At 61.0% G+C, this 11,499-nt stretch carries 9 protein-coding genes; 8 read left to right on the top strand and 1 reads right to left on the bottom strand.

Features of this window, described 5'->3' with window-relative positions:
* Positions 1–123: 123 nt before the first annotated feature.
* On the bottom strand, positions 124–1,341 hold the full coding sequence (locus C8D82_RS07255) for a hypothetical protein (protein ID WP_116883606.1): 1,218 nt from the start codon (positions 1,339–1,341) through the stop codon (positions 124–126).
* Between the two features lie 158 nt (positions 1,342–1,499).
* Between C8D82_RS07255 and C8D82_RS07250 the strand changes: the two genes are divergently transcribed.
* The 8 genes from C8D82_RS07250 (at position 1,500) to C8D82_RS07215 (ending at position 11,417) form a co-directional block, all read left to right on the top strand.
* Positions 1,500–2,468 carry a LacI family DNA-binding transcriptional regulator gene (locus C8D82_RS07250; RefSeq protein ID WP_116883605.1) on the top strand — a complete coding sequence of 323 codons (969 nt, stop codon included), beginning with the start codon at positions 1,500–1,502 and terminating at the stop codon, positions 2,466–2,468.
* Between the two features lie 126 nt (positions 2,469–2,594).
* Positions 2,595–3,656, top strand: a complete 1,062-nt coding sequence (locus C8D82_RS07245) for a substrate-binding domain-containing protein (RefSeq protein WP_116883604.1) — start codon at positions 2,595–2,597, stop codon at positions 3,654–3,656.
* Positions 3,657–3,667: 11 nt separating this feature from the next.
* Positions 3,668–4,363, top strand: coding sequence for a type II secretion system protein (locus C8D82_RS07240; RefSeq protein WP_116883603.1), 696 nt, complete (start codon positions 3,668–3,670; stop codon positions 4,361–4,363).
* Positions 4,364–7,339, top strand: a complete 2,976-nt coding sequence (locus C8D82_RS07235) for a sugar-binding protein (RefSeq protein WP_116883602.1) — start codon at positions 4,364–4,366, stop codon at positions 7,337–7,339. It abuts the gene before it with no gap.
* 157 nt (positions 7,340–7,496) lie between these two features.
* On the top strand, positions 7,497–8,006 hold the full coding sequence (locus C8D82_RS07230; protein WP_116883601.1) for a hypothetical protein: 510 nt from the start codon (positions 7,497–7,499) through the stop codon (positions 8,004–8,006).
* 189 nt (positions 8,007–8,195) lie between these two features.
* Positions 8,196–8,609: a hypothetical protein gene (locus C8D82_RS07225; RefSeq protein ID WP_116883600.1), complete on the top strand. Its 414-nt coding sequence runs from the start codon at positions 8,196–8,198 to the stop codon at positions 8,607–8,609.
* A 194-nt stretch (positions 8,610–8,803) separates the two neighbouring features.
* On the top strand, positions 8,804–10,144 hold the full coding sequence (locus C8D82_RS07220; RefSeq protein WP_116883599.1) for a DNA recombination protein RmuC: 1,341 nt from the start codon (positions 8,804–8,806) through the stop codon (positions 10,142–10,144).
* A 157-nt stretch (positions 10,145–10,301) separates the two neighbouring features.
* The gene (locus C8D82_RS07215; protein WP_116883598.1) at positions 10,302–11,417 is read left to right on the top strand and encodes a GntR family transcriptional regulator; all 1,116 of its coding nucleotides are present in this window, start codon (positions 10,302–10,304) and stop codon (positions 11,415–11,417) included.
* Positions 11,418–11,499: the final 82 nt, after the last annotated feature.

Raw genomic sequence — 11,499 nt, 5'->3', positions numbered from 1 at the left:
ATTCCCTTTATGTTGAGATTTTGAGTTACTCAAAATAAAAGGCAGATGCAACCTTGTCAAACAACACATCCCATCACAAAATTTGGGACATTATCAAAAAATTGGCTTATTCAGGGATAAGCTCTAAAAAAGGCTCAGCAGCGATTCGCGGCGGGACTCGAACAGCAGCCCGATGGAAATCGGCGCGTTGGTCCAGCCGGTGTAGATGCTGCCCGCGCCGCCTTCAAAGCAGTCGCCTCCGCCCCATTCGCGTTTGTCGAGGTCGTACATGCCGCGCCAGCAGCCGCGGAAGAACGGATCGGGCGTCCGGTCCTGAATCGATACCAGAAGCTCCGCCTGAAGGCGCCGCGCCTGTCGGACGCGCGGATCGTCGGCAAGTTCATCGAGCATCTGCAACGCGAGGAACGACCAGTTCAAGGTGTAGATGGTGTCCGCAAGGCGGCCGCCGGTCGGGGCCTCGTAGTGTTCGGCGGGCAGGTTGCCGGTCTCCGGGTCGAGCTTGGCCAGCAGCAGTTCGCCCGCCTGCCGCGCCAGTTCGAGGTCGGCGGCTTCGCCGAAAACCCGGTAGGCGGAGGCGGCGCCGAGGATCGCATAGGCGAATTCACTGGTGGTGAAATGTTCGAGATTCTCCCGGAGGTAGCCGTGGTAACGGCGGATTTCCGCAGCGGCGGCGGGATCGGGGGAATCCTGTGCCGCGCGGGCGAGCGCCATCACCGCGAGCGATCCCCAGTGCGGCAGTTCGAGGCGGCCGCTCCATGCGCCGGCCGGATCGTGCCATTCGCCCGGCGCGCGGCGATCTTCCGCCATAAAGGTGCGGCGCATCGCCGGGATGAGCTCTCCGGCCAGCTGCTGCGCCCACTTTTTCAGGTCGTACCGGGCGTCGAGCGCCGGATCGAGCTTCGCCAGCGCCAGCTGGATGAAAATGCACCATGCGTCGTCGTCGAACCAGACGGTCGGACGCCACTGAATATGGGACCACCGCCAGCCGCCCGCTGGAAAGCCCTCGTCGTAGCGGTTCAGCAGACCGCTGCGGAAGTACAGGAAATCGAGGAGTTTCCCGGCGACGGCGCCGCATTCCGGATCGTCCAGAACCTCTCCCGCCAGCTTATAGAGCAGGGCGGCTTCGAAGTTGCAGTCGGCGCGGCGCTGCTCGATCACCAGCCCCTGCGACAGCGTGGTCCAGGCGGGGAAGGCGCGTTTCATCTTTTCGAGTGCTTCTCCCTCCGCGACGCTGAGCCGTTCGGCTACCCCCCAGCTTCCGTCCGGCGGCTCCATGACCCCGGACTCTTCAAACCATTGCAGATTCCGGCGCACCGCTTCCTGCAATTCGACTTTTTCCATAAAAAGACCTCCATTCTGGTTTAACTAAAACATTTTAACATACTATATTCCGGAGAAATGAAAATTCAAATAAAAAAGGAGCGATCCGGTAAAAATATTGCAATCAGCCGGAATTTGTGATATTTTATACACTCGGATCATACAGGAAAGGACGGGAGATGGCGGCGCGGATCAAATTGGCCGATATTGCGCGGGAAGCGGGGGTTTCGGTGACCACGGTGTCGTTCTATATCAACGGCAAAGCCCGGCAGTACAAGCTCTCCCGGCAGACCTGCGAACGGATTCAGGCGGCGATCGACCGCAATGATTTCGTGCCGAACATCTTCGCGCGTGCGCTGCAGTGCAACCGCACCTATCTGATCGGACTGCTGGTGCGGGGGCGGATCAACACCTCCTTCTGGAGCGACATCGTCGCCGGGCTGGAGGAAAAGCTGGCTCCGGCGGGCTTTCATCTGGTGCTCTCCAGCGCCCACACCGACGCGGCGGGCGAGCTGGAGGCGCTGCGCGAGATGCGCCGGATCGGGGTGGACGCCTATGTGGTTTCGCCCGCGCTCGACGAGCATGGAAACTGCGTGAATTTTGAAGAACTGCAAAAACTGAACGGCACCACGCCGGTGGTGGTCATGAACTCCCCGGCGGAGGGGCTGACCTGCGTCTACAACGACGAATCCGCCGGGGGCAGGGCGGCGGCGGAATACATCGCCTCGACCGGCGCGGAGCGGATCATGATCTTCGAGGATCACGTCGGCTGCAACTTCGGCCGGATCATCGCCTTCCGGGAGTTTTTCGCCGAGCGCGGCACGGTGGTCGAGGAGGTCGATTCGCCGGAGCCGGTGATCGCGGCGGCGAAACAGATGAAGGTCGGCGTATTCTGTTTTTCGGACTTTCTGGCGGCGTCGCTGTGCTGCCGGGCACTGGCGGAAGGGGTCAGGATCGGGGAGGAGCTGGCGGTGGTCGGCTACGACGACCTCGCTTTCTTGGATTTGCTCTCCCCGCGCCCTGCGACGGTGACCCAGTGCAAATACGAGCTCGGTGAAGCGATCGGCGAAGAACTGCTCCGGATTCTGGAACAGGGAGAGCCGGACACGGCGCGCAAAATCGTGTTCACTCCGAAGCTGCATCGCTGATGAACTGATCCTGCGGTAAAAAAAAAAATTGCAAAAAATCGACTCAGTCTTGCAATGGCTGAGTCGATTTGCTATAATTATGGGTAAAGAGTTTGATTCAGCAGCTCCGGAGGAGGAGATTCAGCGATGTCCAAAGCAGTCAAAAGCCGTTCCAGACAGCTCTATCTTGAACTGCGCGGCCAACTGGAGTCGATTCAGGGCGGTCGCCGGTTCTATTCTCAGCGCAAGATCATGGAGCAGTTCCGGGTGACGCGGCATGTGGTCGATCAGGCCCTGCGGCTGCTGGCCGAAGCCGGAATGATCGAAGTCCGGCCGAGAGAGGGGATTTTTGTGGTTCGCAACCAACAGCTTGACCGGTTCCGGGTGGTCTCCTTTCACTGCGACTGGCAGAGTGAGCAGGTACGCAATTTCGATCAGGCGGTCGAAAAGGTTCTCGGGGAGGAGCCGGACAGGTACGCTTTTTCGACGGTGCTCTATCCGTTTGACGGCAGGGACTGTATCGAGCGGCTGGAGGCGATCCGGGCCGACGCGGTGCTGTTCTATCCGCCATACGGTATGAAAAGGGAAGAGCTCAGGAGGCTGCTGGCTCTGCCGAAAACCATCGTCTTTTGCTGCAATACCCTGAGCTATGCCGGAGTGGATGCGGTCGACCTTCATCCGGAACTTATCGGCATGACGGCGGCGCACCACCTGATCCGGAACGGCCACCGCAGGCTCGCGCTGCTGCTTTCGGAGCCGATGTCGCTGGCGGAACACTGCCGGATCAGCAGCTTTCTGCATCTCGCCCGGCTGAACGGGCTTGAACCGGCGGTGATCGATTGCGGCGTCAGGAGCGGCGACTATTCGCCGACGCTGGCCCATGCCGCGCTGAGCGCCCATCTGGAGGAACACGGCGCGGATTTCACCGGAATCTTCGTTTCGAGCGACACCTCCGCCCTCGGCGCGCTCAAGGCGCTGAAGGATTACGGCCTGAACGTGCCGGAGGATGTCAGCGTGATCGGAAACGGCGGATTCGCGGCGGGAACGCTCTATACTCCGCCGCTCACCACGGTTTCGGAAAACTTCGCTGGATTTGCCGCCGCGGTCAAGGCCGGGGTCGAGGCGCTGTCGGCCGGAGGACGCTTCGGCCTGCGTTCCGCCCCGCCGTTGCTGATCGAGCGGCAGTCGGTCAGAAACATCAACCCCTGAAAGGTCTGTCAATGAAACGGAAATTCACTTTAATTGAACTGTTGGTGGTAATTGCGATTATCGCCGTTCTCGCCGCTATGCTGCTGCCCGTGCTGAACAAGGCGCGGGCCAGAGCGCGGTCGATCAGTTGCGTCAACAACCACAGGCAACTGCTTACGCTGGCCTGGATGTACCTCGGCGAGAATGACGGATTGCTGCTCTATTATTCCGTCAACGCACGCTGGTCGGCGGTACTGGCCGGGCGTTCCACGTTAAGCGGCAGCGCGCTGGACATCACCGGAAAGGACAAGCTCTTCTATTGCCCGGAGATTCCGATTCCCGAAAGCGGGGACATCTCCTGGAACACTTACGGCATCGCCAAGCCGGACAGCTCCAACCAGTCGGTTCCGCAGGCGCAGTACCTCTCGGCGGTGACCGGTTATCACTGCCTCAGGCTCAAGCAGGTGAAGTTTCCCGCTTCCTTTCCGCTGTTCGCCGACAGTGCCCGCAAGGATACCATGATGGGAAGCTGGGCGCTGTGCAACGACGCGGGGCGCGACGGCTTCTTTCCGGCGCACGGCGGCCGGGGAACGCTCGGTTTTTTTGATGGCCATGCCGCGCTGTCGACTCCGTACGACTATCGGGATGCGCTTCGGAAGGTGTGGGAGGACGATGCCCGCCGGGTCTACTACATCGCCGAAAACGGCCTGAATCTGGAGATCCGTTGAATGAAGAGGTGGATTGCGGCGGCGTTTCTGCTGGCGGCGGGAATCACGGCGGGGCTTCCGGCGGAGGAGGTCGTCGATTTCACCCGCGAGAAACTCCCGGTCGTGCTGCACCGGCCGCAGGAGAAGGCGCAGGGCTTCGCCTATGGCCGGCGGGGACTTGAAATCAGTTGGGATTGTGCGAAAGCGCGGCATTTTGAATTTTTCATCAACCGGGAACTTTTTCTGCCGGAATTTATCCGCGCGGAAATCCGGGTGACGGCGGAACTGCCCCCCGCCGGGGGATTGAAGAGTTTCAATTTGCGACTGGCCGACGCCGGCGGCGAGACCTTTCAGTTTTCCCGGAACATCCCGGAAAATCTCAGCGGCAGACAGGAGTTTGTCTATCGGGTCGACTGCGGAAATCCCGCGGCCGGAAGTTGGGGCGGTCCCGGCGACGGAGTGCTCGACTTCCCCGTCCGCCTGAACGGCTTTGCCGGGGATTTCGGAAAGCGGGAAGGCGCCGGACGGATCGGAATCGAACGGGTGTCGATCCGGGTCCTCGACAGCAACCGGCCGCTCACGCCGGAGCTGGAGACCGGGAATCCGATTCACGTGCTGACGCCGGGGGACGGCCGGACACCCGTGCTGAAGCTGGTCAACACCAGGGGAAGGACAGCTTCCGGGCGGCTGGAATATGCGCCGGGCAGGGCGGCGGCATGGCGGCTCGGGCCGGGCGAGGAGTTCCGGCTGGAACTGCCGCGCCCCGAAAAGTTCGGCGTCTCCCGCGTGGAGGTGCGCGTGATTGACGACGATCCGAAAGTGAGGCCGCTGGAACGGCGCTTGAGTTTTGCATATATGCCGCCGGCGGGACCGACGCCGGGCAGGGCGGAGGGATTCCTGTTCGGGGTGTGCAGCCATTCGCAGGGAAGTTCCGATGAAGAGCTGGAGCGCGAGGCGATGGCCGCCGCATGGTGCGGCGCGAAAGTCGTGCGCGAGGATATTCTCTGGGAACGGCTGGAGCCGGAGGAGGGGCGATCGGACTTCTCTTCTTATGACCGGCTGGTCGCCGCCCTGAAAAAGTACCATCTGGAGCCGCAGGCGATCTACTGCTATGTACCCGGCTGGGCGGTGGCGAAGGAGTGGAAGCCGGTTTCGGCGGCGCGGCGCGGCAAGGGGCGGCCCGATTACGGTCATTGGGCGAACTTCATCCGGGCCTTCGCGCAGCGTTACCGGGGGGAAATCCGCTATGTCGAAGTGTGGAACGAGCCGGACCTGATCGGCTTCGCTGACTTCTCCCAGCCGGAATACCTCGAACTGATGAAGATCGCCCACCGCGAAACCAAGGCCGCCGCGCCGGAGATGAACGTGCTCACCGGCGGCTATGCCTGCATGCCCGGTATGCACGGCGCAATGAGCGACCCGGAACACATGCCCAAAACGCTGCGCGGCGGCAGGGGCTTCTATGATATCCACGCCTTTCATGGCCACGGGCCGCTCGCGCACTACCGGCCGCAGATCGAACGGCTGATGAAACTGCGCAGGGAGCTTGGCGTGACCGCTCCGTGGTATGCCAACGAGACGGCGGAATCCTCCATCCATATCGGCGAGCGCCGGCAGGCCCGGACGCTGGTGCAGAAACTCCTTTACAGTTGGGCGCGCGGAGCGGTCGGCTACAACTGGTATGACTTGCGAAACGACGGGTACGACCCGCGCAACAACGAGCATAACTTCGGACTGGTCACCCGGGATTTTTACCCGAAGGAGGCGTATGCGGCGTACAATATGCTGGCCGGTGTCTTCCGGGGCGGCGAATACAGGAAGGACCTTTTCCTCGGCGACGGGCTGGACTGTTTTCTCTTCCGGGACGGCAGGGGGAATTTCCTGTTGCCACACTGGAACAACCGGCGGGACTCCGCAGTCCGGCTGGCGGTGATCGGCGGTGTGACGGGGCGGTGCGAGCTGATCGATCTTTTTGGAAACCGTCGCAGGATGGCCGCCGCCGGGGGAGAGGCGGTCATCGAGGTCGGTGAAGAACCCGCGACGCTGCTGATCGGGGGACAGGAAAAGGAGCCGGTCCCGCGCGGCGAACTGATCCGGCGCGAGGGGGATGCCAGCCTGTTTCCCGGCGGAAGTTCGACCGTGAAATACCGGGTGACCAATGCGACGGCGAAGGCGCGGTTGTTCCGGCTGGACTTCTCCGCACCCGGCGGAGTGGCGCTGAAACGCTCCGGCTTCTGTTTCCGACTCGCTCCGGGCGGGGAGAGGACAGTCGAACTTGAATTGCGCGCGGAAAGCACGTTCCGCTCGCTCCACGGACAGTTGAAGCACCTGAATTTGCGGTTTGAAGCGGGCGGGCTTTGGAAAGGGGAGCTTGAGGAGCCGCTCTGGACGGTGGCGCGCCTGCGGGAAGGGGATTTTCCGCAGGTTCCGGATTTCGAGCTCAAGGACGCTTCCCGATTGACCATGCTCGCTCCGAATGATCCCGCCCGAAGCCATCTCTTCTGGAAGGGGCCGGAGGACCTCAGCGGCAAGGTATACCTTGCCCGGAACCGGGATTCCCTGAAACTGCGCGTGGAGGTGACCGACGACAGGCATTGCCAGCCCTTCTCCGGGGAGGAGTCGTGGAAAGGCGACAGCGTTCAACTCGCATTGCGGATTCCCGGGCAAGCCGGTTCATGGGAGATCGGTTTCTTCCGACGCGGCGACGGAGGAAACGGGTGTTTTGTCTGGAATGCCCCCGCCGGCTTCGATGTCCGGCGCGTGACGGAACGTTTCCGGCTTGAAACCGGGCGCGATGAGGAAAGGAAACGGACCCTCTATGAAGCCGTGATTCCGTTTGCCGCCGTCGGCCTGACGGAGGAGGCGGCCGGGCGGGGCTTTCGTTTCAATTTGCTGATCAACGACAACGACGGCGAAATGCGCGAGAGCTTCATCGCGGTCGCCCCCGGGCTCGGCGACAGCAAGAACACGGACTTTTTCCCGGTGGTCAGCTTCTGAATGCCGATCCGGCACGATGACACATCGCTTGTCGTGCCGAATTGCTGAAAAAGCTGATCATTTTTAACTGATTTCAGGGGTGCGGTATTGTTTTTGCGATCGATTTATACTATAATATTGAAATGGGATCGGACACAGCAACTTCAGGAGAGGCGGGATGATTTGTGAACAATGCGGCACCGGGGTTCCGGCAGGGCCGGGATTCTGCCCGGAGTGCGGCTCCGCGGTGAAGGCGCCGGGACCGGAGGCGACGTTCAAATTCGCCTGCCCGCATTGCCGCCAGCGCATCCGGGTGCCGCGCAGCTGGGGCGGCAACCGCGGCCACTGTCCCGCCTGCCGCTGCAGTCTGGTGATTCCGGCCCCCGAGCCGGAACTGGCGCTGCACCCAGCGCCTCCGGCGGCCTGCGCCGTGCCTTTGCCGGAACCGGCGCTGCGTCCGATTCCGGCCGAAAGGCCGATCCAGCGGGCTGTTTCGGCCGGAGAGAACGGGGAACCGGAGGCGGTTCCGCAGCCCCTGCCGCCGAAGAATCTGTCACCGCCATTGCCCGGCTATATGCGTTCGGAGAAAACTCCCGGAGTGTCGCTGGGAGTGTTGATTGCCGTGATCGCCGGCGGGGCGGGAGTGATTCTGGTTGCCGGCGCTTTCTGGTTCTTCCTGTTCCGGTGAACCGCGTTTCCGCCGGTCGGCCTGAATACGGCGTGGCGCTGCCATTCCTCTGTTGATTTTTCTGAAAAAAACGACCGGATTTCCGAAGTGGTTCTGTAAGATAACCGGAGTTGTTGCGGATAATGGTTGAGACGACGGTGCGGCTTGGCCGGCCGGTTGTCGCGGAAGGAATGAATTCGGAGGTGCGGAATGAAGAATGCGGCAAGATTTTTTCTGATTTGCGGTGTGGTTGCGGCCGGGGTGGCGGCGATGGCGGAAGCCCGCCGCTATTATCTGTGCGGCAAATGCGCGGTTGCGGTCGGAAAGGAGAAAACCCCGGCCGTGTTTGCATGTTCCGGCGGCGGGCATCACCGCTGGACCGATCTGGGGAAAGCGGGAAATTCGGTCTATCTATGCCGGAAATGCACGGTTGCGGTAAAGACCGCGGCCCGGCCCAATCCGGCGGACTGTCCGGCTTCGGGGCATCACGACTGGACGCTGCTCGGCAAGACCGGACGGGACCGCCATCTGTGCCGGAAGTGTAAGATCAAGGTGGCGGTGAGCGGCCGTCCGTCGGTATTCAACTGCCCGGAAGGGGGCCACCATCAGTGGGACAAACTTTGAGGCCTCTTTCGGCCAAAAATGCTTTCATGCCGCTGGCAATCGGGAAAGCTGCCGTGTATATTGATGAAAGCGGCTCCGGGAAAAAGCGGCTTCTCTTGTGAAATGCTTCATTGTGGGATTGCCGCCAGCCGGTGCTGAAACCGTGAACTGTGATATCCTTTACAATTATCTCATGCTGTTTTTTGAAGAGTGATATGGAATATTTGCTTATCATCGCCGCATTGATTGTCGGCGGCGCAATCGGGGCGTGGACGGCTTCCCGGCGGTTTGCCGGAAAGGTGGAAGAGAACCGTCGCGAGGCTGAAACGGCGCGCGTCGCGCTGGCGGAGGCCGAGGCGGAAAAAAGGCTGATGCAGGAAGGCTTCCGGCGGGAACAGGAGCTGCTTGCCGGACAGCAGGAGCGGGCGCGGCAGGAACAGGAAAAGGCGTGGCAGACCCGTCTGGAACTGCTGAAGGAGGAGTTCAAATCCCTCTCCGACCGGATATTCGAGGAGAAGTCCGGCAAACTGCAGAGCGCCAATAAAGAGCAGCTGGAATCGCTGCTGAATCCGCTCAAGGAGAAGATGACGGAGTTCAAGACCGCCGTGGAGGAGTCGAAGGTCAAGGGCATCGAATTGAACACCGCGCTGAACACCCGGCTCTCCCGGATGATGGAGGAGACCCTGCGGATCGGCAGCGAAGCGAAAAATCTGGCCGACGCCCTGAAGGGCGGGCAGAAGACGCAGGGCGACTGGGGCGAGATGATTCTGGAGGATATCCTGAAACGTTCCGGCCTGAAGCCCGGCATCCATTACGAGTGTCAGGCGACGCTGCGCGATGACGACGGGCGGACGGTGGCCGATCCTGACCACGGCCGGATGCGTCCCGATGTGGTGATCCACTATCCCGACGGCAAGGATGTGATCGTCGACAGCAAGGTCAGCCTGGTCGCCTACCTCGACTATATGAACAGTCAGGACGAAGAGAGCCGCAAGACCGCACTGGCGCGCCATATCCGCAGCATCCGCACCCATATCGATGAACTGGCGAAAAAGAATTACAGCGCCCGCCTGAACCGGAGCGACCGGGAAACGGTCGACTTCGTAATCATGTTCATCCCGAACGAGGGACCGTACCAGCTGGCGATGATCTCGGAGCCGTCCTTGTGGGCGGAGGCGTTCAAGCTCAAGGTGATGCCGGTCAGTCCGTCCAACCTGATTGCGCTGCTCCAGCTGATCCACACCGCGTGGACCCGCGAGGACCAGAGCCGCAACCAACGGGAGATTCTGGATACGGCGGCACAGATGCTGGAGCGGATCTATGCGTTTTATGAGCAGTTCGACGAAGTCGGCCGTACTCTGGACAAGGCCCGCGATGTCTACGACGCGGCGGTCCGCCGCCTGAAACACGGTGAACGCAACCGCAGTGTGGTTCTCGCCGGGGAAAAACTGCGCAAGCTCGGCGTCAAGATGGCGAAAGCACGGCAGATCCCGGCCCGGCTGCGTCCGGAAGAGGAGACCGGGGAACTGCCCGTTCCGGCGGATGAGGAGCGGTAATCCGCCTTTAATCGGGATGGGACCACAGCCTTGCCGGCCATATTCCTGCGGCGGTTTCAAAAATATGTACATTTATCGGAAATACATTTACATACTCTCTTGCAAAAGTCGTTTTCCTGTAGTATAATAGTAGACGATAATATCTTAGAGAGGAACTATGAACGCAGCCGCAAAATACAAAAACATTTACGATACCCTTGTCCGGGAACTGGAGGAGGGCGTCTTTCCGGTGGGCAGTTGCCTGCCGACCGAGAATGAGCTTGCGGAGCGTTTCGGCGTGTCGCGCCAGACGGTGCTGAAAGCGCTTGATCTCCTGAAAAACGAAGGATTCCTGACCGGAGTCCGCGGCAGGGGAACGTTTGTGATTCATTCCGGGGGGGCTCCGGCCAGACAGGAGGCGGGCCGCCAGCTGGCTTTCATCTGCTCTTATACGCGCGATTCCTTCGATCACGAGGTGTTTCTGGGCTTCGAGGCGGAAGCCGCTCGGAACAATTATGCAGTGGCGGTCGGGAACAGTGCCGGCGATGCGCTCCGCGAGGCGGAGCACCTGAAACGGCTGCACGGGCAGGGGACGGCGGGAGTCGCGCTGCTTCCGGTTCCGTCCGCCAATCATGACCTGATCTTCGAACTGCATCAGGAAGGCTGGCCGATCATCTGCCTCGACCATCATTATGGAATCGAAGGCATTCCCTATATCGGTTCGGATGACCGGAAGGCGGCTTATGAAGCGACGCTCCGGCTGATTGCGGAGGGACGGCGGCGGATCGGTTTCCTGACCGACACCTTCGATGCGCTGGAAACCAGTTTTTCCGTGCGGAAAAGATATGCCGGCTACCGGGAGGCGCTGCGTGAAAGCGGCATCGAATTCCGGATGGAACTGGTGCAGGAGCTGGGAGTGGTACTGGCCTCCTGCTCTCCGGCCGACGTGGGACTGGATATTTACGGCTACCAGGCGGCCCACAAGCTGCTGATGACGCCCGAACCGCCGGATGCGATCCTGCTGATGTGGGATGAACTGGCCCCCGGAGCATTGAACGCGATCCTGAATTCCCGGCTGTCGGTTCCGGAGGATATCGAGTTGGTCGGTTTTGACGATGACAATTTCTGTACGCTGCTGAATCCTCCGTTGACGACGATCCGCCGTCCGGCACGCCGCATGGGAGAGCTTGCGGCACAGCAGTTGATCGGACTGATCGACGGAAGGGCCGCAGCGCCGGAAACCATCCTGCAGGATCAGTTGATCCGGCGCGGTTCCACCGGGCCGAGATTCTGAAGCGGGGATTTCGCGCGTACTTGTATCGGATCCGAATAAATTCGGCGGACAGTTTTTGAAAACTGTCCGCCGATGTTTTTTA

The sequence above is a fragment of the Victivallis vadensis genome (assembly GCF_003096415.1).
Classification (GTDB): Bacteria; Verrucomicrobiota; Lentisphaeria; order Victivallales; family Victivallaceae; genus Victivallis; species Victivallis vadensis.
The sequence above is the reverse complement of the archived record's forward strand: the minus strand, read 5'-3'. Positions and strand labels throughout refer to the sequence as shown.

Excerpts from the sequence above, each read along its gene's own strand:
- C8D82_RS07245 (WP_116883604.1), top strand. The coding sequence starts at position 2,595 with ATGTCCAAAGCAGTCAAAAGCCGTTCCAGACAGCTCTATCTTGAACTG.
- C8D82_RS07220 (WP_116883599.1), top strand. The coding sequence starts at position 8,804 with ATGGAATATTTGCTTATCATCGCCGCATTGATTGTCGGCGGCGCAATC.
- C8D82_RS07240 (WP_116883603.1), top strand. The coding sequence starts at position 3,668 with ATGAAACGGAAATTCACTTTAATTGAACTGTTGGTGGTAATTGCGATT.
- C8D82_RS07225 (WP_116883600.1), top strand. The coding sequence starts at position 8,196 with ATGAAGAATGCGGCAAGATTTTTTCTGATTTGCGGTGTGGTTGCGGCC.
- C8D82_RS07250 (WP_116883605.1), top strand. The coding sequence starts at position 1,500 with ATGGCGGCGCGGATCAAATTGGCCGATATTGCGCGGGAAGCGGGGGTT.
- C8D82_RS07235 (WP_116883602.1), top strand. The coding sequence starts at position 4,364 with ATGAAGAGGTGGATTGCGGCGGCGTTTCTGCTGGCGGCGGGAATCACG.
- C8D82_RS07215 (WP_116883598.1), top strand. The coding sequence starts at position 10,302 with ATGAACGCAGCCGCAAAATACAAAAACATTTACGATACCCTTGTCCGG.
- C8D82_RS07230 (WP_116883601.1), top strand. The coding sequence starts at position 7,497 with ATGATTTGTGAACAATGCGGCACCGGGGTTCCGGCAGGGCCGGGATTC.
- C8D82_RS07255 (WP_116883606.1), bottom strand. The coding sequence starts at position 1,341 with ATGGAAAAAGTCGAATTGCAGGAAGCGGTGCGCCGGAATCTGCAATGG.